Source organism: Methylosinus sp. DMC45 (assembly GCF_056313885.1).
Window position 1 is genome coordinate 63,120 of the sequence record NZ_JBQUZK010000047.1, and the last position, 21,685, is coordinate 84,804.

The 21,685-nt window shown below is 65.7% G+C and carries 24 protein-coding genes; 11 read left to right on the forward strand and 13 right to left on the reverse strand.

Annotated elements, in window-relative coordinates:
- A complete protein-coding gene (locus tag ACT53T_RS15190; protein ID WP_476161829.1) occupies window positions 1-795 on the reverse strand; it encodes a cupin domain-containing protein in 795 nt (264 codons plus the stop codon).
- Here ACT53T_RS15190 and ACT53T_RS15195 point away from each other — a divergent pair.
- From ACT53T_RS15195 to ACT53T_RS15235, 9 genes are all read left to right on the forward strand, one after another.
- Window positions 794-2,212 carry an OmpA family protein gene (locus ACT53T_RS15195; protein ID WP_476161830.1) on the forward strand — a complete coding sequence of 473 codons (1,419 nt, stop codon included), beginning with the start codon at window positions 794-796 and terminating at the stop codon, window positions 2,210-2,212. The two genes, ACT53T_RS15190 and ACT53T_RS15195, sit on opposite strands and share 2 nt — an antisense overlap.
- A 237-nt stretch (window positions 2,213-2,449) precedes the next feature.
- The gene (locus ACT53T_RS15200; RefSeq protein WP_476161831.1) at window positions 2,450-3,874 is read left to right on the forward strand and encodes a murein hydrolase activator EnvC family protein; all 1,425 of its coding nucleotides are present in this window, start codon (window positions 2,450-2,452) and stop codon (window positions 3,872-3,874) included.
- Window positions 3,871-5,223 (forward strand): S41 family peptidase, encoded by a 1,353-nt coding sequence (locus tag ACT53T_RS15205; protein ID WP_400766659.1) that lies wholly within the window; start codon window positions 3,871-3,873, stop codon window positions 5,221-5,223. The genes ACT53T_RS15200 and ACT53T_RS15205 overlap by 4 nt, the downstream gene beginning before the upstream one ends.
- A 75-nt stretch (window positions 5,224-5,298) precedes the next feature.
- Window positions 5,299-6,072 (forward strand): heme ABC transporter permease, encoded by a 774-nt coding sequence (locus tag ACT53T_RS15210; protein WP_476161832.1) that lies wholly within the window; start codon window positions 5,299-5,301, stop codon window positions 6,070-6,072.
- On the forward strand, window positions 6,069-6,230 hold the full coding sequence (ccmD, locus tag ACT53T_RS15215; protein WP_036289388.1) for a heme exporter protein CcmD: 162 nt from the start codon (window positions 6,069-6,071) through the stop codon (window positions 6,228-6,230). The genes ACT53T_RS15210 and ccmD overlap by 4 nt, the downstream gene beginning before the upstream one ends.
- The gene (locus tag ACT53T_RS15220) at window positions 6,227-6,844 is read left to right on the forward strand and encodes a DsbE family thiol:disulfide interchange protein (protein ID WP_476161833.1); all 618 of its coding nucleotides are present in this window, start codon (window positions 6,227-6,229) and stop codon (window positions 6,842-6,844) included. Before ccmD ends, ACT53T_RS15220 begins: the two co-directional genes overlap by 4 nt.
- 210 nt (window positions 6,845-7,054) lie before the next feature.
- Window positions 7,055-8,470, forward strand: coding sequence for a methyl-accepting chemotaxis protein (locus ACT53T_RS15225; protein ID WP_476161834.1), 1,416 nt, complete (start codon window positions 7,055-7,057; stop codon window positions 8,468-8,470).
- A gap of 12 nt (window positions 8,471-8,482) precedes the next feature.
- A complete protein-coding gene (locus tag ACT53T_RS15230) occupies window positions 8,483-8,857 on the forward strand; it encodes a hypothetical protein (protein ID WP_476161835.1) in 375 nt (124 codons plus the stop codon).
- A 121-nt stretch (window positions 8,858-8,978) separates the two neighbouring features.
- Window positions 8,979-9,356, forward strand: coding sequence for a hypothetical protein (locus ACT53T_RS15235; RefSeq protein WP_476161836.1), 378 nt, complete (start codon window positions 8,979-8,981; stop codon window positions 9,354-9,356).
- 15 nt (window positions 9,357-9,371) lie between these two features.
- Here ACT53T_RS15235 and ACT53T_RS15240 read toward each other — a convergent pair whose 3' ends face one another.
- From ACT53T_RS15240 to ACT53T_RS15295, 12 genes are all read right to left on the reverse strand, one after another.
- The gene (locus ACT53T_RS15240; RefSeq protein ID WP_400766666.1) at window positions 9,372-9,761 is read right to left on the reverse strand and encodes a hypothetical protein; all 390 of its coding nucleotides are present in this window, start codon (window positions 9,759-9,761) and stop codon (window positions 9,372-9,374) included.
- Complete coding sequence (locus tag ACT53T_RS15245) at window positions 9,761-10,285, reverse strand: chemotaxis protein CheD (RefSeq protein WP_245258395.1); 525 nt, start codon at window positions 10,283-10,285, stop codon at window positions 9,761-9,763. The genes ACT53T_RS15240 and ACT53T_RS15245 overlap by 1 nt, the downstream gene beginning before the upstream one ends.
- Before the next feature lie 17 nt (window positions 10,286-10,302).
- Entirely contained in the window at window positions 10,303-10,692 is a 390-nt protein-coding gene (locus ACT53T_RS15250) for a response regulator (RefSeq protein ID WP_018264542.1), read from the reverse strand.
- A 17-nt stretch (window positions 10,693-10,709) separates the two neighbouring features.
- On the reverse strand, window positions 10,710-11,768 hold the full coding sequence (locus ACT53T_RS15255; RefSeq protein ID WP_476161837.1) for a protein-glutamate methylesterase/protein-glutamine glutaminase: 1,059 nt from the start codon (window positions 11,766-11,768) through the stop codon (window positions 10,710-10,712).
- A 1-nt stretch (window position 11,769) separates the two neighbouring features.
- Window positions 11,770-12,648 carry a CheR family methyltransferase gene (locus tag ACT53T_RS15260; protein ID WP_400766672.1) on the reverse strand — a complete coding sequence of 293 codons (879 nt, stop codon included), beginning with the start codon at window positions 12,646-12,648 and terminating at the stop codon, window positions 11,770-11,772.
- A 71-nt stretch (window positions 12,649-12,719) separates the two neighbouring features.
- Window positions 12,720-14,876, reverse strand: coding sequence for a chemotaxis protein CheA (locus tag ACT53T_RS15265; protein WP_476161897.1), 2,157 nt, complete (start codon window positions 14,874-14,876; stop codon window positions 12,720-12,722).
- A 36-nt stretch (window positions 14,877-14,912) separates the two neighbouring features.
- Window positions 14,913-15,278: a response regulator gene (locus ACT53T_RS15270; RefSeq protein ID WP_018264546.1), complete on the reverse strand. Its 366-nt coding sequence runs from the start codon at window positions 15,276-15,278 to the stop codon at window positions 14,913-14,915.
- Window positions 15,275-15,553 (reverse strand): STAS domain-containing protein, encoded by a 279-nt coding sequence (locus tag ACT53T_RS15275; protein WP_476161838.1) that lies wholly within the window; start codon window positions 15,551-15,553, stop codon window positions 15,275-15,277. Before ACT53T_RS15275 ends, ACT53T_RS15270 begins: the two co-directional genes overlap by 4 nt.
- A 43-nt stretch (window positions 15,554-15,596) precedes the next feature.
- On the reverse strand, window positions 15,597-16,067 hold the full coding sequence (locus tag ACT53T_RS15280) for a chemotaxis protein CheW (RefSeq protein WP_018264548.1): 471 nt from the start codon (window positions 16,065-16,067) through the stop codon (window positions 15,597-15,599).
- A gap of 2 nt (window positions 16,068-16,069) precedes the next feature.
- The gene (locus ACT53T_RS15285) at window positions 16,070-17,548 is read right to left on the reverse strand and encodes a methyl-accepting chemotaxis protein (protein ID WP_476161839.1); all 1,479 of its coding nucleotides are present in this window, start codon (window positions 17,546-17,548) and stop codon (window positions 16,070-16,072) included.
- 381 nt (window positions 17,549-17,929) lie between these two features.
- Window positions 17,930-18,190, reverse strand: a complete 261-nt coding sequence (locus tag ACT53T_RS15290; RefSeq protein WP_018264550.1) for a hypothetical protein — start codon at window positions 18,188-18,190, stop codon at window positions 17,930-17,932.
- A gap of 81 nt (window positions 18,191-18,271) precedes the next feature.
- A complete protein-coding gene (locus ACT53T_RS15295) occupies window positions 18,272-18,733 on the reverse strand; it encodes a hypothetical protein (protein WP_476161840.1) in 462 nt (153 codons plus the stop codon).
- Window positions 18,734-18,928: 195 nt separating this feature from the next.
- On the opposite strand from ACT53T_RS15295, the gene ACT53T_RS15300 reads away from it, so the two are divergent.
- On the forward strand, window positions 18,929-20,167 hold the full coding sequence (locus ACT53T_RS15300) for a flagellar hook protein FlgE (protein ID WP_476161841.1): 1,239 nt from the start codon (window positions 18,929-18,931) through the stop codon (window positions 20,165-20,167).
- A 24-nt stretch (window positions 20,168-20,191) separates the two neighbouring features.
- Window positions 20,192-21,679 carry a flagellar hook-associated protein FlgK gene (flgK, locus tag ACT53T_RS15305; protein WP_476161842.1) on the forward strand — a complete coding sequence of 496 codons (1,488 nt, stop codon included), beginning with the start codon at window positions 20,192-20,194 and terminating at the stop codon, window positions 21,677-21,679.
- Window positions 21,680-21,685 lie beyond the last annotated feature (6 nt).

The window sequence follows — 21,685 nt, forward strand, 5'->3', positions numbered from 1 at the left end:
TCACTTCACCTCGAATTCCACCATCTCTATCGTCGTCGCGCCGGCGTTGCGCAGCGCGCGGGCCGGGCCGGCGTCGCGCCATTGGAAATCGCCCGGCTGCAAGGCCATGTTCTGCCCGGCGCCCTCCGCATCCGTCTCGATCAGCTCGCCGCCCTCCACCACGATCCGCACGCCGGGCGCGGTCTGCGTGAAGGCCGGCGTCGACTCGCCCGGCTTCAGCGCGAGACGCCAGCCGCGCAGGCGCTCATTGTCGATGATCTGCGCAAAGGCGGCGGGCCGCTCCGAGGGCGTGCGGCCGAGCGGCGCCTTCTGCAAAATCTCGAAGCCGACGATGCTCAGCGGCGCATCCCCGACATTTTCGGCTCTGTGAGTGAGGCTCTGTTTGGAAAAAGCGCCGAAGCCCACCGCGCCGCGGGACCAACGGATCGACGTCGGCGCGGGATCGCCCCAATTCTGGACGAGGGTCGGGCTCTCGCGCACCACCACATAGGCGAAATCGCGCGAATGCTCGTGATAGGGCGCGACGCGATGCGGCGGCAGCAGCACATTCAGCATGGCGACCGCCTCATTGCGGAAGGCCGGCACATGAAAGGGCGTCCGCTCGACGGGCAGGATTTGCGCTCGCGCTTCCCCGCCCGCGTCGAGCGCCGCGGCCGGCGCGGCGGCCAGAGTCGCGACGAGCAGAAGGGGGAATGAAAATGTCCGCGTCACGCGCCTCTCCCGATGAAAGCCCGAGCCTTGCCAAAGATAGGGCCGTGACGCAATCTCGCGCAGGCCGGACCATGCGAGCGCCATGACATATCTCCTCACGCATTTCTGGGCCTGGGGCGTCTCGGCCTTCGCGGTCGGGATCGCGACGGCGCTCTCCATCGCGCGCCGCTCCGAGCGCGGGCCGGTCGCCGGCTGGCTGGTGTGGTTCGCCCTCGCTTTCGCCGCGGGCCTGCCGGTGGCGATGCTCGGGCTGCTGCCGGGGCGCTCCGGCTTCTGGCTGGAGACGGCGCTGCTGCTGTTCCCGGCCTTTCTTCTCGGCGCGCTGGTCGGCGCGCTCATCGGGCGGCATTCGCTGCGGGATAATGAGGGCTGGGCGCTCGGCCTCGTTCCGCTGGCGCTCATCTGGCTCGGCGCCGGCATTCTGGCCGGACGTTCCATGGAGCAGGATCTGCGGCGCAAGGCGGCGAGCGCGATCGAGAAGATCGGCGGCGATCCCGCCTATCTCGACGTCGCCGGCCGTGACGTCCTGCTGCCGCGCAATGCGCCCAATCGCGCCGCCGCGGCGGAGGAGATCGCCCATATTCCAGGCGTGCGGGGAATCGCCGATGTGGACGCGCTGACCGGCGCGGCCGCCAAAAATTACGAGAACGCCGCCATTACGCGCCGCGCCGCCCGCGAGGACGAGCCGGCCGCGCCCAATGGCGCCGCCGGGCCGCCGGCGCAGAATGGTCAGCCGCGAGCGCCGAATGGCGGTTCGGTCGTGGCGCCTAAGTCTGCGCTCGAGCCGAAGGAGCAGGGCCGGGGAGGGGTGAGGCCGGCGCCTTCGACGCCATCCGCCGCCGCGCCGGAGCTGGCGCGACCCTCCATAGGCGCTCCGCCCTCCGAGCCGGCCGGCGCGGTGGAAGCCGGCAAGAAATATGAAGCCGGCGGAAAGGCGGAGATGGGCAAGCCTTCGGCGCCGGCCGAGCTGTCCGCCAAGCCTTCGGAACCTACCAGGCCTTCGGAACCCGCCAAGCCTTCGGAACCCGCCAAGCCGTCGGAGGTCGTCAAGCCTTCAGAACTCGGCAAGCCGTCCAATTTGCCGAAGCCGGCGGCGGCGGGGGAGGAGCCGAGCGCCACGGTTCCCGCCAGCGGCGAGCTGGACCTCGCGAGCTGCCAGAAGGCGCTGAGCGCCGCGCTCGCCAGCGAGCCTGTGCGCTTCGCCAAGCGTGGCGCCGGCGTGCGGCGCGGCGCGACCGGAGCGCTGGACAAGGCCGTCGGCCTGCTGCAGCGCTGCCCGCAGACCGAGGTCGACGTGCGCGTGCGCGCCGAGGGCGGCGACCGCGCCGAGCGCGAGAAGGCGCGGGACCGCGCCGCCCGCGTCGTCGATTATCTCGGCCGCATGGGCGTCGAGCGCGCGCGCCTCTCCGTCGCCGGCGAGAGCGGCAAGCCGGTCGCCAAGGGCGCGCCGGAGGGCGAAAGCGGGAGCGGCGTCGATTTCCTGCTGTCGCCGCGCCGCTAGCGCTTTCCGATCGAACGGAATCGTTCGATCGATCAGAATTCGCTTCCAACGAAAGAATCTAGAGCGCCATCCGATCCGATTGGATCGGATGGCGCTCTAGGCGACGGCTTCGCCGCAATATGGACGCTATTGAATAGCCAAACTGCAGCGAGATTCGCACGCCGGCTTCCGGCGGGCGCAAAGAGTTGCGGGCGGAGCGGAACGCCGTTCATGAGGCATGGGGCGAGCGGCGGGATTATGCGGAGAGCGGAGCGTCGGGAGCCGGGGGCCTCGTTTCCCGTCGTCTGTCTTCCCGCCCTTTGTCTCGCATTGACGACTGTCGCCGAGCCCGCGCGGGGCGAGCATCTGCGCGGCGCCATTGCGACGACGACGCTGAGGCCGACGCCGGTCGCCGAGACGCGGGACGCGGCCGACAATGCGGATTCTCCCGATATTTCTGGAAAACGCTCGGAGCTGCGCAGCCTCGAGGACACGATCACCGTCTCCGCCAAGAGCCGTCGCAAGATCGAGACGGAAATCGAGACGCTGCGCGCCGATCGCACGAAATTCAACGCAGCGCTGATCGATGCGGCGCAGCGGGTCGGCGTGCTGGAGAAGCGCGTCGAGGAGGTGAGCGCCAAGCTCGAGGCCTCGGTGCGGAGCGAGCAGGCGCTGGTCAAATCGCTCGCCAGCCGCCGCGCGCTGATCGGCGAGGTGCTGCTCGTGCTGCAGCGCATGGGGCGCAAGCCGCCGCCGGCGCTGCTGGCCAAGCCCGAGGATATATTGGAGAGCATTCGCGCCGCCATGCTGCTCGGCTCCGTGCTGCCGCAGATGCGCGCCGAGGTGGAGACGCTCAAGACCGACCTCTCCGATCTCATCGCGCTGCGTGGGCGTATAGAGGCGGAGAGAACGAGCCTCATCGCCGAGCTCGAGCATTTGAAGGAGGAGCGCGTCCGCCTCTCGGCTCTGGTGGAGACGCGGCAGAAGGCGCTGATGCTCGCGCAGAGCGCGCTGGATTTCGAGGCCGAGCGGGCGCGCAATCTGGCCTCCAAGGCGACGAGCCTCAAAGAGCTGATCGCCCGCATGGAGAGCGAGGTGGACGCGGCCACGCGCGCGGCGGAAGCGGCGCGGCGGGCGGACGCGGAGCGCGCCGCGGCCGACGCCGCAATGTCGCTGGACAGCCGCGCCAAGGCGCTGGCGGCGCCCTTCAAGGACCCCGCCCGTCTCGCTCCAGCCGTCGCCTTCGCCGATCTGAAAGGTCGATTGGCGCTGCCTTCGGCGGGGAGCATCGTCAAGCGCTTCGGCGCCTCGGACGGCCAGGGCGCGACCGAGAAGGGCGTCTCTATCGCGGCCCGCGAAAACGCGGTCGTCACCGCGCCCAGCGACGGCTGGGTGGTTTTTGCGGGGCGCTACCGATCCTACGGTCAACTCTTGATCATCAACGCCGGCGCCGGCTATTATGTGACCTTGGCCGGAATGGACCAGATCTCCGTCGCCGTGGGACAATTCGTCCTCGCCGGCGAGCCGGTGGCGAACATGGGCGGCGGCGCCGTCAGGACTGCGGCGGCCATTGCTATCGGCGCGAAACAGCCCATTCTCTATGTAGAGTTTCGCAAGGACGGAACGTCCATCGATCCGGGCCCATGGTGGGCGAAGCCGGAACTTCAGAAGGTTGGCGGATGATGCGCAAGGCCTCATTGATCATAACGGGAATCGTCATCGGGGCGGGATGCGCCACGCTCGGACAGCATGCGCGCGTATTGATCGGCTCCCCGGCCTTCGCCGCCGCCGCCGACACGTATAAAAATCTGAGCCTCTTCGGCGATGTCTTCGACAAGGTGCGCGCCGATTATGTCGAGAGGCCCGACGAGCAGAAGCTCGTCGAATCGGCGATCAACGGCATGCTCACCTCGCTCGATCCGCATTCGAGCTACCTCGACGCCAAGGGCTTCAAGGACATGCGGACACAGACCGAGGGCAAGTTCGGCGGCCTCGGCATAGAGGTGACGCAGGAGGACGGCCTGGTGAAGGTCGTGACGCCGATCGACGATACGCCCGCGTCCAAGGCCGGCATCATGTCCGGCGATCTCATCTTCGCCATCGACGACGACAATGTGCAGGGGCTCTCGCTCAATCAGGCCGTCGACAAGATGCGCGGCCAGATCAATACGCCGGTGAAGCTCACCATCCTGCGCGGCAAGGACAAGGAGAAGATCGAGGTCAAGCTCACGCGCGCCGAGATCCATATCAAATCCGTGCGCTCGCATAAGGAGGACGAGGATATCGGCTATATCCGCATCTCCCAGTTCAACGAGGAGACCTCGGACGGGCTGCGCACCGCGATCCAGAAGTTCCAGCAGGAGATGCCCGGCGACAAGCTCAAGGGCTATATCGTCGATCTGCGCAACAATCCGGGCGGATTGCTCGACCAGTCGATCCAGGTGGTCAACAGCTTCATCGACCATGGCGAGATCGTCTCGACGCGCGGCCGCACCGCCGATGAGACGCAGCGCTACAATGCGCGGGCGGCCGGCGACATCTCGCGCGGCAAGCCGGTGGTCGTGCTCATCAACGGCGGCTCGGCCTCGGCGTCGGAGATCGTCGCCGGCGCGCTGCAGGATCACAAGCGCGCCACCATTCTCGGCACGCGCTCCTTCGGCAAGGGCTCGGTGCAGACCATCATTCCGCTCGGCGGCAATAATGGCGCGCTGCGCCTGACCACGGCGCGGTACTACACGCCGTCCGGCCGCTCGATCCAGGCCAAGGGCATCGATCCCGACATCAACCTGCTGCAGGACGTGCCGGACGAGCTGAAGGGCAAGGACGACACCAAGGGCGAGGCCTCGCTCAAGGGCCATTTGAAGAATGGCGAGGACGAGAAGAGCGGCTCGCAGGCCTATGTGCCGCCGGACCCCAAGAAGGACAAGCAGCTGATCGCCGCGGTCGAGATTCTGCACGGCAAGTTCAAGCCGCAGAGCGCCGCCGACCAGTCGAAGCCGTCCGACTCGTCGAAGCCCAAGGCTTCTAACTGATCGACTTCCAACCGATCGATCGGGCGGAGAGGGCGCTTCCCTGTCCGCCCGTCGCGTCTCGTTCCGCAGGCCGTCATGATCGCGTTTTCGTCCTTAGCCAATCCCGCCGTCTTCCTGCGGCTGACGCAGCGCGTCCTGCCCTGGCTCGGCGGCGTGAGCGCGCTGCTCCTCGGCCTCGGCCTCTATCTCGTCTTCTTCGTCTCGCCGGCCGATTATCAGCAGGGTGAGACGGTCAAGATCATGTATATTCATGTGCCGGCCGCCTGGCTCGCCATGTTCGCCTATGTGGTCATGACCTCCGCCTCGCTCGGCGTGCTGGTCTGGCGCCATCCTCTGGCCGACGCCGCGCAAAAGACCGCCGCGACGCTGGGCGCCGCCTTCACCTTCATCTGCCTCGTGACCGGCTCGCTCTGGGGCAAGCCCATGTGGGGGACCTATTGGGTGTGGGACGCGCGTCTCACCTCCATGCTGATCCTCTTCCTGCTCTATCTCGGCCTCATCGCGCTGCGCCAGACGATGGAAGACTCTCCGCGCGGCGCGCGCATAGCGGCGATCATGACTCTGGTCGGCTTCGTCGATATTCCGATCATCAAATTCTCCGTCGATTGGTGGAACACGCTGCATCAGCCGGCCTCTGTGCTGCGCGCCGGTGGACCCACCATCGCCGCCTCCATGCTGTGGCCGCTGCTCATCATGGCGCTCGGCGCGACGGCGCTGTTCCTGGCGCTGCATCTGATGGCGATCCGCAACGAGATTTTGCGCCGGCGCGTCGCGCGGCTGGCGCTGCAGATCGCCGCCGCCGGAGAAGACGGCGGCGCTTCTGGACAATTGCTGGAGCCGGCGCAGTGACCGACGAGCATTGGGGCTATATTCTCCTGGCCTATGGCCTGACCGCCGCGACCATCCTCATCATCGCCTTTCGCATTCTGCTCGAGCATCGACGTCTTTCGTCCGAGCTGGCGCGGCTGGAGAAGAACGGCTCGGCCGCGCGAGGGGAGACGCTGTGAGCGCCGAAGATTCCGCGCCGCGCAGCCGGCTGGCGCTGTTCCTGCCGCTCGTCGTCTTCGTGGCGCTGGCGGGCCTCTTTCTCGTGCGCCTCTTCGCGGGCGACGCCTCGCGCCTGCCTTCGGCGCTCATCGGCAAGCAGGCGCCGCAATTCACGCTTCCCGCTCTGCCGGGACTCGCGGGCGTCGGCGGCCTCACCGGCGACGATCTGCGCAAGGGCCGCGTCAGCGTCGTCAATGTCTTCGCCTCCTGGTGCGCGCCCTGCCGGGCGGAGCACGCGCAATTGCTGGCCCTCGCCAAGGATCCCGCGCTCGCGCAAAAGGGCGTCGCGCTCGCCGGCCTCGCCTATAAGGACGAGCCGGCCAATTCGCTGCGCTTCCTCGAGGAGGTCGGCAATCCTTTCGCGGCGATCGGAGTCGATCTCGCCGGGCGCGTCGCGATCGACTTCGGCGTCTATGGCGTGCCGGAGACCTTCATCATCCGCGGCGACGGCGCCATCGCCTATAAGTTCGTCGGGCCTTTGACCCGGCAGGCTCTGGAAGAGACCTTGCTTCCCGAGATCGAGAAGGCGCTCGCGAGCACGCGGGCCACGGCGCTGGCCGACACGCAGAAGTAGGCTTCTATTAACCTTAACTTAACGTCGGCTGAGCCATTTTGGCTTCTGGCGGCGGGTCAGGATTCTCTGTCGCCCGCGCCATGTCGCGCGGGGCGCGGTCGAATGGCCGCGTCTGCGCGCGCTTCCGGCGCGTCGCGAATAATTGCTTGCGGATGAGCGCAAATTAAAAGGGTGATCGGCTTGCGCGCTATTATTCCGAGGGGGTTGCGAATGCGGTCGGCCGCGCTGCTGTCCGCCATCGCCGCCATCGCATTCGCGCAGGCCGTCGCGAGCTGGAGCCTGTTCGCCGGTCGCCTGGAGGCGACGCGCGATCCGAGATTGGCGGCGCTCTTCGTCGGGCCGGTTCTCATCGGCCTGCTCTGCATTCTCGGCGGCGTGGCCGTGCGCACGCGCATCGTTCGCCCGCTCGCCGCCGTTACCGAGGCGGTCCGCCGGCTCGCCGATGGCGACACCTCCTATCGGCTCGAGATCGAGGATTGTTCCGAGAGCGTGCGGCGGCTCGCCGAGGCTTTCGTGAATCTTCGGCAGGTGATCCTCGCGCATCGCGCCAATGAGAATCTCATCGCCGAGGCCAACGCCACCCAGGCGCGCATCGTCCAGCTGCTCGGCGACGGGCTGGCCAAGATCGCCGAAAAGGATCTGAGCTATCGGCTGAACGACGAGTTTCCCGGCTCCTATCGCCGGCTGCAGACGGATTTCAACACCGCCGTCGGCCAATTGTCGGAGGCGATCGGCGAGATGGCCGACAGCACGCGGCTGCTGGGCGCCGGCATGCAGGAGACCGTCGCCGCGGCCGATGATCTGTCGCGGCGCACGGAGAGCCAGGCCTCGAATCTCGAGGAGACCGCGGCGGCTCTCGCGCAGATCACCGAGACGGTCACGCGAACGGCGGAGGACGCCGGCAATGCGCGGCAGATCGTCTCCAACATGAGCTCGGAGGCGCAGGCGAGCGGCGGCATCGTGCAGCAGGCCATCGGCGCCATGGGCGATATCGAGCAATCCTCGAAGAAGATATCGCAGATCATCGGCGTCATCGACTCGATCGCGACGCAGACCAATCTTCTCGCGCTGAATGCGGGAGTGGAAGCGGCGCGCGCCGGCGAGGCGGGACGCGGCTTCGCCGTGGTGGCGGCGGAGATTCGCGATCTCGCGCGCCGCAGCGCCAAGGCGGCCAAGGAGATCGACACATTGATCTCGGTCTCCAATGCGCAGATCGGCCGCGGCGTCTCGCTCGTCGGCGATACGGGCGAAGCCTTGTCGCATATCGTCGAGGAGATCGCGCGCGTCAACGGCGTGGTGGCGGAGATCGCCGATCGCGCGCGCCAGCAGGCCGCCGCGCTGAACGAGGTGAATGGCTCTGTCCGCCAGATGGATATGATCACGCAGCAGAACGCGGCTATGGCGGAGCAGACCACCGCCGTCAGCCATGGGCTGAGCGAGAAGACACGGCGGCTGATCGAGATGATCTCGCGCTTCCGCATCGCCCGCGACATGGACGCGCGCGCGAGTGGGCCGCGGCTCGTCGCCTCGTGCGGCGAAAGCGTCTACGAGCCGCGTCGCGTCGGAGCGCCCGACCGGCGCCACGGCGCGAGCGACCGTCGCAGCAGAGCCTGGACGGATTTTTGAACGCGCATGACAATGAGAGCGAAGCCATTCCTCCGCATCCTTCCGCGCCGCGCCGCTGTGGCGCTGGCGGCCGCGCTCGGCCTTTCGGCCTGCGCCAAGACGACGTTGGAGATAGAGCCGGCGCCGGTCGATCCGGCGCTCTTCGTCGGCGCCGATTGCGCGCAGCTCGTGGCGCGGCGCGCGCGCATCTCGCAGGCGCTGATCTTCGCCGGCTCGGCGCAGGACCAGCTCGCCGCGGACGATCGCACGCGCACGCTCGGCGTTCCGACGCCGATGGGCACGCCCTTCGACGACGATCGCGAGCCGCAGATCGCGCGGCTCAAAGGCGAGCTGCACGCCGTCAATGCGCAGATGGACGCGCAGCGCTGCGGACCCGACTTCCGGTGACGCGAGAGGCGAAGCGGCGACGCGGCTGCAACGACCGGTTGTCCAGCGGATTGATTCTGGCGGAGCCATGCTATAGGGCTCGAATTGAGCGGCTGTCGCAAGTCAGCGTTTGGAGGTCGCCGTGACGCGTGTCGATCCGCCGTCCTCGCCGGGCGGCGACGCAGAGGCGCCCTCTCAGGGCGGGCTCGGCCCTATATCCATCGCCGAATGCCGCGAGCTCTCGCCGCAGCTGCGTCGGGATTTGGAGACGCTCGATTATGAGCTGCGCGGCGCCGCCAATCGCCTGCTGGCCGAGGTGGACGACGCCAAGGGAGACGGGGCGACCTTCCTGCGGGCGGCGACGACCGTGCTGCTGTCCGTCGCCGCAGGGCTGATGGAGACCGCTTCGGATCGCGCGCGCGAGCCTGTCGACGTCGGCGCGTTCAAGAACGCCGTCGAGGACGCGGCGCAATGGGCGAAGAGCCGCAAGCTGCGCGATCTGCTCGCCGACGACGATTGAGCGCGCGCGCCGCGCTCAGAAGAATTCCAGCTCGCCGGCGGGGTGATCCGTCCGTCCGTCGTCGTCGTGATCGCCGAGGCGCGCCGCCAGCTCCGCGAGCTTGACGCTGCGCGCCGCGGCGCCGCCGCAGACCTGCCAATCCGCCGGCGCGAGCTCCGCGAGGGCGCAGACGAAATCCGATAGTCCCGAGAGCGTCTGCTCGATCGAGTCGATCGCCTGCGCCGAGTGGATGAGCTCGTGCTTCTCTTCGAGATTGCTCCATTCGACGCCGTCGACGAGGCAATGGAGGCGGTCTGTCTCCTTGGCCGCGTTGCGGAGCTCTGTGGCCAGCCGGGAGAGGACCTCGACCAGCGGTTGGGGTCGCTCATGCGCGCCGCAGGGCGAGGTCGTCTTCGGCTCTGTCATCAGAACAGCTCCAGTGAGCCCGCGGCCGGCAGCTTCGGCATGACGACCGGCGCCGGAGCGACGTTGGGCGTCGGGCCGGAGAGAAGGCTCTGCCGCGCGCGTCCCGAAACGGGCTCGTATTCGACGCGTCGCCCTCTGTCGCCGCCGAGATGCTCGGCGACGAGGCGGATGCCTTCGTTCCTCAGAAAGCGCTTCGCGAATTCGGCGTTGCGCGCGCCGATGTCCGAGAGGCCTTCCATCATGCGCGCGCCGCCGAACAGCTTTCCTTCGAGATGGTCGCGGCGCGCGCCCTTCTTCAGCAGGCCGTTGACGAGCAGCTCCATGAGATGCACGCCGTAACGCTCGGCCTCGCCATTGCGCGACGAGGTGAAGTCGCCGGGCAGGAGGAAGTGGTTCATCCCTCCGACGCCGGCGCCGGCGTCCCGGAGGCAAGCGGCGACACAGGAGCCGAGCACCGTCGCGAGGACGACGCTGGGATCGTCGACCACCCTATACTCGCCTTGGATGATGTGGACTCGTTTCATGGCTGCGTTCATTTGCGTCACGCGATTTTGCCGATGATCGCTTCGAGCGCTTTTTTGAGAGCCGGAACGGTGAAGGGCTTGGTGAGGAAGTTGTTGACGCCGAGCTTCACCGCATTTTCGAGCAGCGCCTTGTCGGCGCGTCCCGTGAGCATGATGAAGGGGACTTTCTTGGTCGGATTGTAATTGCGGATCGCCTTCAGCAGGCCGAGCCCGTCGAGCTTGGGCATGTTGAAGTCGGAAATCACGAGATGCGCGGGAGTGGCCATCATGAATTGCAGGGCCTGCTCGCCGTCGCCGGCGAAAAAAATATTGCGAACGCCGAGCTCCTCGAGACCGTCGCGAATGAGCATGCGGCTCGTGCTCGTGTCGTCCACGATCAAGACTCTCAACTGGTCGGCGATGGACATGGAATTCCCCCGTACTGTTACTGGTTCGTCGAAGTGAGGATATGGGCGGCGATGCGCTGCAGCGCGAGCTGCCTGCCGACGCCGCCGATCTCGAAGGCCGCTTTCGGCATGCCATAGACGAGCGAGCTCGCCTCGTCCTGGCCGATCGTCTCCGCGCCGATCTTGCGCATGGCCAGCAGCCCTTGCGCGCCATCGCGGCCCATGCCGGTGAGGATCACGCCGAGCGCGTTGCGACCCGCGCTCTGCGCGACCGAATTGAACAGGACATCCACCGACGGACGATGCCCATTCACCGCCTCCGCATTGGTGAGGCGGCAACGATAGCCGCCGGCGGCGCTCTTCACCACCTCGAGATGCGCGGCGCCGCCGGGCGCGAGATAGACGCGGCCGGGGAGGATCGGCGCGCCATCCGTGGCCTCGGCGACTTGCGGCTTGCACATGCGGTCGAGGCGCGCGGCGAAGCTCGCCGTGAACACCGGCGGCATGTGCTGAGTGACGATGGTCGGCGGACAATTTTCGGGAAAATGCGACAATATGGTGAGCAGCGCTTCGACGCCTCCGGTGGAGGAGCCGATGGCGACGAGACGTCCGTCCGGCGCATAGCGCGACGCGGCGGTCGGCGCCTCGCGTCGCGACGCTGCGGCCTCGACGCGGACCGGCTCGCTGCGCAGCGGCTCGTGGCGGCCGATCGGCGAGGCGGCGATCGCCTTGATCTTCGCCGGCAGCTCGTCGAAAGAGCGCGGATCCTTGGACGACGGCTTGGCGACGCAATCGAAGGCGCCGATCTCGAGCGCTTTGATCGTCGTCGAGGCGCCGCGCTCCGTCACGGTCGAGACCATGATGACGCGCGTCGGGCGCAGCCGCATGATCTTCTCGAGAAATTCGAGGCCGTTCATATTCGGCATCTCGACGTCGAGCGTCACCACATCGGGATCGAGCGTCTTGATGGCCTGGCGCGCCTCCAGCGGATCGGCGGCCTCGCCGACGACGGAGATCGCGGGATCACGACAGAGCGTCGCTGCGATGAGGCCGCGCATGGTTGCGGAATCGTCGACGATCAGCACACGAACAGACATCTTACGAAATTCCTCTGGAGCGAAGCCGATAAGTGGTGACGCCGTCATATTCGAAGGCGGATGTGGCCGCGCCGGACACGCGCTCGGAATGGCCGATGTAGAGACGCCCCTCTGGATTGAGGAGAGGAACGAAGCGGCTCCATATGTTCTCTTGCGTCTTCTCCTCGAAATAGATCACCACGTTGCGGCAGAAGATCGCATCGAAGCGGCCGCTCATCGGCCAATGTCCGATGAGATTGAGCTCGCGGAAGGAGACGAGCGAGGCGAGCTCTTCCGTCACGCCCCATTCGTCGCGGCCGCCGCCGAGCGGCGTGAACCAGCGGCTGCGCAGATGCGACGGCACAGCTTCCATTATGTCGCGGCCATAGACGCCATTGGCGCCGGCCGCCACCATGTTCGGATCGATATCTGTGGCGAGAACCTTGACGTCGAGATCGGCCGCATCCGGTATGACGGAGAGGATCGACATGGCGATCGAATAAGGCTCCTGGCCATTGGAGCAGGCCGCCGACCAGATGCGCAGCCGCGCGCCCTTGCGCACGGCGGCGGCGCGCTTGGCCAGAACATTCTCCTCGAGATGCTTGAAGTGATGCGGCTCGCGGAAGAAGCGCGTCACATTTGTGGTGAGCGCCGCCATCATCTTCTGCCGCTCATCGACGCCATCCTGGCTGACGATGAGCGCGCAATAGTCGCGGAAGCTCTCGAGGCCGAGGCTGCGCAGCCGCTTGGCCAGACGCGAGTAGACCAGCGTGGCTTTCGCGTCGGGAAGATAGATGCCGGCGTCCTCGTGCAGGATCGAGGCGATGCGCCGGAAATCCTCCTGTGTCAGCAGGAATTCCCCTGGGACGAGCGGAGCCGAGGCGAGTTGGCGGGTTTTCATGCGGCTGCTTGCGATTCTATCTGGAGTGGCGGCCCACGCGAGGCGTGGCGCGATGCTGGCGTCGAGGCGATCTATTCCGCCGCCGCGGGCATTTCGGCGACGATCATATCGGCGCGCGGCCGCGCGACGATCGCATCGACGTCGAGAATGAGCGCGACGCGGCCGTCGCCGAGGATCGTCGCCGCCGCAATGCCATGCACATGGCCGTAATTGGTCTCGAGGCTCTTGATGACGACCTGGCGCTGACCCTGGATGGCGTCGACGAGCAGCGCGCATTTGGCGCCGCTCTCCGACTCGACGAGAAGCGCGACCTGCGACGTCGGCTCGATCGGCTCGTCGCGATAGAGCAGCACGGCGCCGACATCGATCAGCGGCGTGAAAGTGTTGCGCGTGGCGATGACCCGCGAGCCGGTGCCGAGCTCGTGCACGCTCTCCTTCTTGGGCTGCAGCGTCTCGATGATCGCGGTCAGCGGAATGACCAGAGTCTGTCCGCCGACAGTGACGACCATGCCGTCGAGCACGGCGAGGGTGAGCGGCAGGCTCATCGAGAATGTGGAGCCGCGGGCGGGAACGGAGGAGATGGAGATGCGGCCGCCGAGCGCTTGAATCGCGCGCTTGACCACATCCATGCCGACGCCGCGCCCGGAGATGTTGGAGACGGAGGAGGCGGTGGAGAAGCCGGGCAGGAAGATGAGATTGTCGATCTCATCGTCGGTGAGATTGGCCTCCGCCGGTATGAGCCCTTTGGACACCGCGATCTGACGCACGCGCGCGCGATTGATGCCGGCGCCGTCGTCGGCGACTTCTATGACGATGCGGCCCGAGCGATGCGTCGCCGAGAGTCGCAGCGAGCCTTCCTCGGGCTTGCCGGCGGCGATCCGGTCTTCCGCTTTCTCTATGCCGTGATCGACGGCGTTGCGGATCATATGGGTGAGCGGATCGGTCAGGCGCTCGATGACAGTCTTGTCGACCTCTGTCGTCTCGCCGTCCATGACGAGGCGCACGGCCTTGCCGGTCATCGACGCGACCTCGCGCACCGTGCGCGACATGCGCTGGAACACCGGCTTCACCGGCTGCGCGCGGATGGCCATCACGCTGTCCTGAATGTCGCGCGTCAGCTGCTCGAGCTCGTCGAGGCCGATCACGACCGAGGACGCGCGCGAGAGGCCGGCCTCGGAGACGCGCTGCGACAGCATCGCCTGATTGATGACCAGCTCGCCGACGAGATTGATGAGGCGATCGACGCGATCGAGATCGACGCGAATCGTCGCCTGCACGGAGCCGGAGCCGTCGCCCTTGGCCGCTTCCGCCTTCGCGGCGGCGGGATGATCGTCGCTCGGCGCGGCGAAGGGCGCTGGCGCAGGATCGACGGCGACGCTCGCCTGCTTGGGCTCCGCGACGGCGACGGGCGCCTCGGTCGCCTCATGCGGCTCGAGCGACTCCTGCAGAGCCTCGAGCAGCTTGCCGACATCCGCCGTCTCGATCGAGAGCTCGCAATCCCATTCGACGAACTCGAACACCTCGCGCACCTGCGCTTCGGAAGCGCTCGTCGTCAGACGAATCGTCCAGCTGAGATAGGCGCCTTCCGGGTCGAGCTCCGTCAGCAGCGGAATCTCCGATATGTCGCATTCGACGCTCATCTCGCCGAGGCTGCCGAGCTCGCGCAGCAGGCGCAGCGACTCGTTGGCCTTGGCGTAGAGGCCGGCGCTCGGCTTGAACCGAACGATGAAATCCTGCGTCGCCGGCGCCTCCGGCTCGCCGAGGTCGAAGATCGAATCGAGCGAGATGCAGACAGGCTGGAAATCGAGCGCCTCGACGCTGACCTTGCCATCGTCGTCGCCATGTCGCGGGGCGCCGCCGAGCAGAGCGCTGAGCTCGTCCGCGATGACCTTCACCGCGCCGGCGTCGGCGCTGCCGCCTTCGCGCGCGGCGCGAACAAGATCGGCGAGCACGTCGGATGCGCGCAGCAGAGTCTTGGTCACGGCCGGCGTCGCGGCGAGCTTGGCGGATCTTATGAGATCGAGCGTGGTCTCGAAGACATGGACGAATTCCACGAGCTCGTCGAAGCCGAAGGCGCCCGCGCCGCCCTTGATCGAGTGAACGGCGCGAAACACGGCGTTGACGGTCTCGAGGTCGTCGTCTCCATCCTCCATTCGGAGCAGCCCGCTCTCCAGCTCGACGAGCTGCTCCTCACATTCTTGGAAGAATGTCTGCTTGATGGCGGCCATCGGATCCACGGGCGATCTCCCTTGCAACGCTACGCTCTACACAGCCACGCGGCGAATTGCGTCCACGAGCTTCACAGGATTGAACGGCTTGACGATCCAGCCGGTCGCGCCGGCCCGTCGCGCGCGGTCCTTCTTCTCGCCGTCGCTCTCGGTCGTCAGCACCAGAATCGGAACGCCGCGATGCTTCTCGTGCCGGCGCACGCCTTCGATGAAGCCGAAGCCGTCCATGCGCGGCATGTTGATGTCCGTGACGATGACATCGGGCGTCTCCTTCTCGAGCACTTCCAGCCCATGCACTCCGTCTTCGGCCTGCACGACGCTGAAGCCCGCTTCGGACAGGGCGAGCATCAGCATCTCGCGCATGGTTCGAGAATCGTCGACGGTCAGAATAGTCTTGCTCATTTCGTGCTTTCCTGTTCGGAAATATCGGTGAAGGGAATGCCGAGCGTCTCCAGGGCGTCGAGGAGAGGCTCGGACGGATGGACGACATTCAGGGGCAATCCATCCGCCGTCCAGGTCGCATGCGCGGACAGCAGGACTTGGATGCATTGCGCGCCGACCTTGGCGACGCTCGAGGCGTCGATCGTCAGCGGATTGCCGCGCGCGTGCAAAAGCTCCGCGGCGAGCGGAGAGGTCGCGCGAATGTCGAGGATCTCGGGTAGGCTGACAGTGACCATCGGCTCGTCTCTATGTCGTTGCGGGGGAGGGCGAGGCTATGGCTCAAGCGGCGTCGAGAACCGGCTCCGGCAGCAGATTCTGAATGGTCAGCACGCTGATCATCTCGTCGCCCGCGGCGACGACGCCCTTCACGAATGTCCGCGCGATCTCGGAGGCGACCTCGGGAGTCGGCTGAATCGCGTCCTGCGTCAGGGTCAGAATATTCGACACGGCGTCGACCAGAAGGCCGACGACCTGTCCGGCCGATTGCACGACGATGACCGCATGACGCGCCGTCGGCTCGCTCTGCATCAGGCCGAGACGCGTGGCGAGATCGATGACCGGCAGCACGGCGCCGCGCAGATTGATGACGCCGCGCACGAAGCTCGGCGCATGCGGCAATGGCGTCGCCGGCGTCCAGCCGCGAATCTCGCGCACCGCCATTATGTCGATGCAGAAAGTCTGGGCGCCGATGTGAAAGGCGATGAACTCCTTCGCCTCATTCGTCGCCACGCGGGAAAACGTCTCGGCCATGATCAGAACTCCTCCCAGCCTTCCTCGACCTGCGCAGGCTGCTCTTTCGGAAGCGCGCCGCCACGCGTCGTGACGCGCCGCGGCTGCGCCGGCGTTTTGTTCGTCGAATGCGGCTTTTGCCGCTTGGGCGCAAAAGCCGCGGCCTCGCCACGCTCGCCGAGATCGAAGGCGGCGACGGAGGTGGCCAGCCGCTCTATGTCGCTCTTCAAGCCATGGCTCGCGGCGGTGGTCTCCTCGACCATTGCGGCGTTCTGCTGCGTGAACTGATCCATTTGCGCGACGGCCGTGTTGACCTCGGTGAGCCCTGTCGCTTGCTCGCGCGCGCCATTGGCGATCTCGACCACCACCTTATTGGCCTCGACCACCTGATCGACGATGCGATCGAGCGACTTGCCGGTCTGCGCCACCAGAGCCACGCCGTCCTCGACCTGCGAGGAGGATGTCGAGATGAGGCTCTTTATTTCGCGCGCGGCATCCGCCGAGCGTTGCGCGAGCGCACGCACCTCGGAGGCGACGACGGCGAAGCCGCGTCCCGCCTCGCCCGCGCGCGCCGCCTCGACGCCGGCGTTGAGCGCGAGAAGATTGGTCTGAAAGGCGATCTCGTCGATGACGCCGATGATCTGCCCGATCTGGCGCGACGAAGTCTCGATGCGTCCCATGGCTTCGATCGCATTGCGCACGATCTCGCTGCTGCGCGTGGCGTCGGCCTGCGCCTCCGAGACGACGCCGGCTGCACGCTGCGCGCCATCCGAGGTCTTGTGCACCGTAGCTGTGATCTGCTCGAGCGCCGCGGATGTCTGCTCGAGGCTCGCCGCTTGCTGCTCCGTGCGCTGCGCCAGCGCATCGGCCGCTCCGGCAATCTCGCCGGTCCGCGAGGTGAGGCCATCTATATGGCCGAGCATATCCGCGAAGGCGCCGCGCAGCTTGTCGAGCGCGACATTGTAGCAATGACGAATCTTCTCGTAATCGGACGAGAAAGGATCGTTCAGCCGGTGCTTGAGATTGCCCGCCGCGAGACGCTCCAGCCCTTCCGTGAAGGACTTCATGAAGAATTCATGCGCCGCGACATAGCCGTGCGACTCGGCGTCCTGCGCTGCGCGGCGCTCGGCCGCTGCGCGCTGCTCCGCGCTCGCCGCGTCGGCGCGGCGACGAATGTCGCTCTGCAATGTGGCGCGAAGATTTTCCAGCGCGTCGAAGACGGCGCTCAGCTCGCCGCTCTTGGCGCCGTTTGCGACCGGAGTCTCGAGATCGCCATTGCGAATGCGATCGAGCGTGGCGACGAGGGACGTCGCCGGATGGGACATGCGGCTCGAGATCACGCGATAAGCGGCGATCGCGCCGATGAGCGACACGCTCGCTCCAGCGGCTCCCCATAATGGATCGAAGGAGGCTCCGCCCTGCAGCAGGCGCGGACCGAGCGAAACTATGGGTCCGACCGCGATCCCGATGACGGGCGCAACAAGTGTCGCGTATATCTTCACCGCTCTGCCCCCGCTGCTGATGTAACGACGATCGGCTTCCGCCGTGACGGACGACCTCGTGATCGCTAGGCAGGCGAAAGGACGCGAGGTCCCGTCACGCGCGCATGGCTCTCGCGCGGAGAGCGGAGTCGCGTTGGTTCGACTGATCGTGCGGAAGGAGGCGCCCCCGACGGGGACATGCCGGATCGCCGGCATATCGAGGCAGCTTCATGCTTTTGACCGATGCTCGAACGGTCAACCCGATATGCTCAGAGCCTAGCGATGGGCAGTTAAATCTTCATTAGCGGGCAATAGAGGGCGTCCGCCGCAGGCGGGCGCCATGATTCGAGACAATGGACACGCCGCTGCGCCGAAAATTCGGCGCATCGCTCCACCGATGGATCAGGCCACGCGATGCGCGGGAATATAAGGCGTGACGCGCGGCGAAGCGCTCGCAATGTCGCTCTTGTGACGAGCGTCCAGCGCGGCGACCGAGGGCTTGTGCATCGCCGGCTCGCTCGCTTGACCATTGGAGCTGTCATAAATGCTCGACAGCTCGCCGATGAACCGTTCCATGGCTTTCAACGCCTGATACTCGGGAATCTGCGTGAGCTGTTCGATCATCTGCTCGCGAAGCTGCTTCAATTCATTGATCGGGTGCATTGTGGAGTCTCCCAGGAACGGCGGGTCGTTAAGAAATTAGTAATCAAATCTGGTGCGAGCCTTGCGCCGTCCCTGCGCTACTCATTGAAGTGAATAGTACGGGCCGCTCATTCGCAGCAGCAATTTTTCATTGTGCGGCCAGCGGCCCTTCATTCGGCAGCCGGCGTCGACGCCATTTTGCCATATCACATTGGCCGAGAGCAGCGCGCCCAGCTGATCGTCATAGAGAATGATGGAGCGGGGCAGCGGCACGCGCTGGGCGAGGCGCAGCCGAATGCCGCCGCCCGTTCGGTTTCGGTAGAGAAATTCCGTCAAAAAGCGTTCATCGCCGTCGAGAATCTTGCCGGATTGCAAATGCACCGGACGCCGCGCCTCTCGGCGACGCTCGATGAAGGACGGCGGCTCTTCCACGACGACCGAATAAGTGACAATGCCCTCGCGCGGGAGCACGCGCGATGTGACCGAGCGAAGCCATGCGTCCGCGCCCATGTCCCGCGCTTTCATGCCATTCAAAAGCGGCTTGATCGCATCTCGTCTCGTCAACTCCAACGCCCCTCTGTCAGTCGCGCCGAACATCTCGAGACGTCGAGATCTCCGTCGGCGCATGAAAGATAGGAGCGCGATATTATTTCAAGGTTAACCGTTTTCACCGAAAGCTTCACTTGCGCGCAGCCGACAGCCTCACGCAAGCCTCGAGACTTCTAATCCCGGCGTCTCACGGATATGAAGGAATGACAGATGACGGCGAGCGCGCTTTTCAACACGTCGGTTATGGGCATGTCGGCGCAGACCACGGCGCTCAGCGCGGTCGCGGAGAACATCTCGAACTCGAATACAGTCGGCTATAAAGAGGCGACCACTCAATTTCAGACGATGCTGACGAGCTTTCAAGGCGGCAACGACGCCGACGGCGGCGTCAGCGCGAGCAATGTCATCGAAGTCACAAAATCCGGCACCACGCTCAGCACGACATCGGCGACCGACCTCGCCATTCAGGGCGACGGGTTTTTTGTCGTCAGCGACAGCGCCGGAAACAGCTACCTGACGCGCGCGGGCTCTTTCCTTCCCGACTCGCAAGGTCGGCTCGTCAATACCGCCGGCTATTATCTCATGGGTTACAGCTCATCGGCCGCCTCGGCGCCGACGGATCCCTCTGGACTCACCGCCGTCACCATTCCCTATGGCAAGGAGATCGGCACGGCTTCGACGAAGGGCTCGCTGACCGCTAATCTTCCTTCCACCGCCTCGACGATCGCCGCCGCCGATCTGCCTTCCGCGAACGCATCGACGTCGACCTACACGGATAAGACCTCCGTCACCGCCTATGACAATCTCGGCAATGCGGTGGCGCTGGACGTCTACTACTCGAAGACGTCCTCCAATACCTGGGAAATGTCGGTCTACAACGCCGCGGACGCGACGAGCGGCGGATTCCCCTATTCGTCAGGACCGCTCACCACTCAGTCGCTCACCTTCTCCTCCACCGATGGAAGCATCACCAGCGGCTCGAGCGCTTCGATCGCCGTGCCGAATGGCTCGACGCTCGCGCTCGATCTCAGCGGGTTGACCCAGCTCGGATCTTCCTTCTCGGTGTCCAATCCGACGATCAACGGCAACGCGGCCTCGCAGGTCAGCAGCGTCAGCATCGCCAAGGACGGCACGCTCAGCTATGTGCTCGGCAACGGCAAGTCGGTGTCCGCCTATAAGATTCCGCTCGGCACAGTCGCGAGCCCGAGCAATCTGCAGGCGCTCTCCGGCAACACATTCGCCGTCACCAAGGAATCCGGCGCAGCCTATCTCGGCGACGCCAATTCGGGAACCATGGGAGCCATCGCATCCGATCAGCTCGAGGGCTCCACTGTCGATCTCGCGACCCAATTGTCGAACATGATCGTCGCGCAGCGCTCCTTCACTGCGAACAGCCAGGTTTTCCAGGTCGCTTCGGAAGTGATGCAAGTGCTGAACAATCTGAAATAAGCGATAAAAAGATAGGCGGTCGCCATGTCACTCACGAATGCCGGAGCGATCGCCAATCAATCGCTCGGAACGATCGCCGCGCAAATAAATGTCGTGTCACGCAACATAGCCGGAGTGAATGTCTCCGGCTATGCGACCAAGACCGCTCTGGTTTCCACGACCTCCAATGGCGGCGCGCAGATCGATGGCGTCGCGCGCGCCACCAACGCCGCTCTCGTTCAAAATTCTCTGCAGGCGACCGCGACGCAGGCCTCGGCCGCGGCGTTGTCTTCCGGCTTCGACCAGATCGATCAAGCGCTCGGGCTCTCCTCCGGCACCGCGTCGGACACCAGCACGAATCGCTCTCCGGCGTCTCTGCTCGCGGCGCTGAAGAGCGCGTTGCAGAGCTATAGCGCCTCGCCCTCGAGCACGACCGTCGCGCAAAACGTGCTCGCGAGCGCCAAGGCGGTGGCGCAGGCGCTCAACACCGCGGATTCGACCGTGCAGCAATTGCGCACGCAGGCCGATGGCGAGATCGCGTCCTCTGTTGCCAATATCAACTCGATCCTTTCGCAGTTTCAGCAGGTCAACGCCGACGTCGTCGCGGGCACGCAGGCCGGGCGAGACGTCTCCTCCGCGCTCGACCAGCGCGAATCTCTTCTCAAATCGCTGTCGTCCGAAATCGGCGTCACCACGGTCACGCGCGCCAATAACGATATGGTGATCTACGCCGACGGCGGCGCGACGCTCTTCGAGACGACGGCGCGATCGGTGACGTTTCAGCCGACCGGCGCCTATACGGCCTCGACGACAGGCAATGCGGTCTATGTCGATGGCGTGCCTGTGACAGGCGCATCCGCATCGATGGCGATTCAATCCGGCAAGCTGCAAGGCCTCACGCAGCTTCGCGACGTCGTCGCGCCGCAATATCAAAGCCAGCTCGACGAAACCGCGCGCGGGCTGATCGCCGCTTTCGCGGAGAGCGATCAATCTGGAATCGGAACCACGGCGCCGGGGCTGTTCACCTACTCTGGCGCGACGTCGGTGCCGACCGCGAGCGTCGTGCCGGGACTCGCCGGCCAGATCATCGTGAATCCGAATGCCGATCCGAGCCAGGGCGGCAATCTCGACAGGCTGCGCGACGGCGGCATTTCCGATCCGACCAACTCCGCCTATCTCTACAACACCACCGGCGCCGCGGGTTACACGGATCGTATAAATCAGCTCGTCGCATCTTTTTCGACAACGCAGAGCTTCGATCCTTCCTCTGGCCTCGGCTCCAGCATGTCTCTCCAAGATTATGCGACCTCCTCCCTCGGATGGTTCGAGGCGCAGCGCCAGCAGGCGAAGGACACCGAATCCTATCAGTCGACGCTGCTGTCGCAGACGACCGACGCGCTCTCCAATGCGACCGGCGTCAATCTCGACGAGCAAATGTCGAAAATGCTCGATCTGGAAAATTCCTATCAAGCGTCGGCGAAGCTCATCTCGGCGATAGATGCCATGTATAAAGCGCTCTTCCAGGCGCTCTGACGAACG

Excerpts from the sequence above, each read along its gene's own strand:
- ACT53T_RS15260 (WP_400766672.1), bottom strand. The coding sequence starts at position 12,648 with ATGAAAACCCGCCAACTCGCCTCGGCTCCGCTCGTCCCAGGGGAATTC.
- ACT53T_RS15280 (WP_018264548.1), bottom strand. The coding sequence starts at position 16,067 with ATGGCCGAGACGTTTTCCCGCGTGGCGACGAATGAGGCGAAGGAGTTC.
- ACT53T_RS15190 (WP_476161829.1), bottom strand. The coding sequence starts at position 795 with ATGGCGCTCGCATGGTCCGGCCTGCGCGAGATTGCGTCACGGCCCTAT.
- ACT53T_RS15275 (WP_476161838.1), bottom strand. The coding sequence starts at position 15,553 with ATGGTCACTGTCAGCCTACCCGAGATCCTCGACATTCGCGCGACCTCT.
- ACT53T_RS15300 (WP_476161841.1), top strand. The coding sequence starts at position 18,929 with ATGACGGCGAGCGCGCTTTTCAACACGTCGGTTATGGGCATGTCGGCG.
- ACT53T_RS15205 (WP_400766659.1), top strand. The coding sequence starts at position 3,871 with ATGATGCGCAAGGCCTCATTGATCATAACGGGAATCGTCATCGGGGCG.
- ACT53T_RS15290 (WP_018264550.1), bottom strand. The coding sequence starts at position 18,190 with ATGCACCCGATCAATGAATTGAAGCAGCTTCGCGAGCAGATGATCGAA.
- ACT53T_RS15225 (WP_476161834.1), top strand. The coding sequence starts at position 7,055 with ATGCGGTCGGCCGCGCTGCTGTCCGCCATCGCCGCCATCGCATTCGCG.
- ACT53T_RS15265 (WP_476161897.1), bottom strand. The coding sequence starts at position 14,876 with ATGGCCGCCATCAAGCAGACATTCTTCCAAGAATGTGAGGAGCAGCTC.
- flgK (WP_476161842.1), top strand. The coding sequence starts at position 20,192 with ATGTCACTCACGAATGCCGGAGCGATCGCCAATCAATCGCTCGGAACG.
- ACT53T_RS15245 (WP_245258395.1), bottom strand. The coding sequence starts at position 10,285 with ATGAAACGAGTCCACATCATCCAAGGCGAGTATAGGGTGGTCGACGAT.
- ACT53T_RS15250 (WP_018264542.1), bottom strand. The coding sequence starts at position 10,692 with ATGTCCATCGCCGACCAGTTGAGAGTCTTGATCGTGGACGACACGAGC.
- ACT53T_RS15240 (WP_400766666.1), bottom strand. The coding sequence starts at position 9,761 with ATGACAGAGCCGAAGACGACCTCGCCCTGCGGCGCGCATGAGCGACCC.
- ACT53T_RS15230 (WP_476161835.1), top strand. The coding sequence starts at position 8,483 with ATGAGAGCGAAGCCATTCCTCCGCATCCTTCCGCGCCGCGCCGCTGTG.
- ACT53T_RS15270 (WP_018264546.1), bottom strand. The coding sequence starts at position 15,278 with ATGAGCAAGACTATTCTGACCGTCGACGATTCTCGAACCATGCGCGAG.
- ACT53T_RS15255 (WP_476161837.1), bottom strand. The coding sequence starts at position 11,768 with ATGTCTGTTCGTGTGCTGATCGTCGACGATTCCGCAACCATGCGCGGC.
- ACT53T_RS15210 (WP_476161832.1), top strand. The coding sequence starts at position 5,299 with ATGATCGCGTTTTCGTCCTTAGCCAATCCCGCCGTCTTCCTGCGGCTG.
- ACT53T_RS15195 (WP_476161830.1), top strand. The coding sequence starts at position 794 with ATGACATATCTCCTCACGCATTTCTGGGCCTGGGGCGTCTCGGCCTTC.
- ACT53T_RS15200 (WP_476161831.1), top strand. The coding sequence starts at position 2,450 with ATGCGGAGAGCGGAGCGTCGGGAGCCGGGGGCCTCGTTTCCCGTCGTC.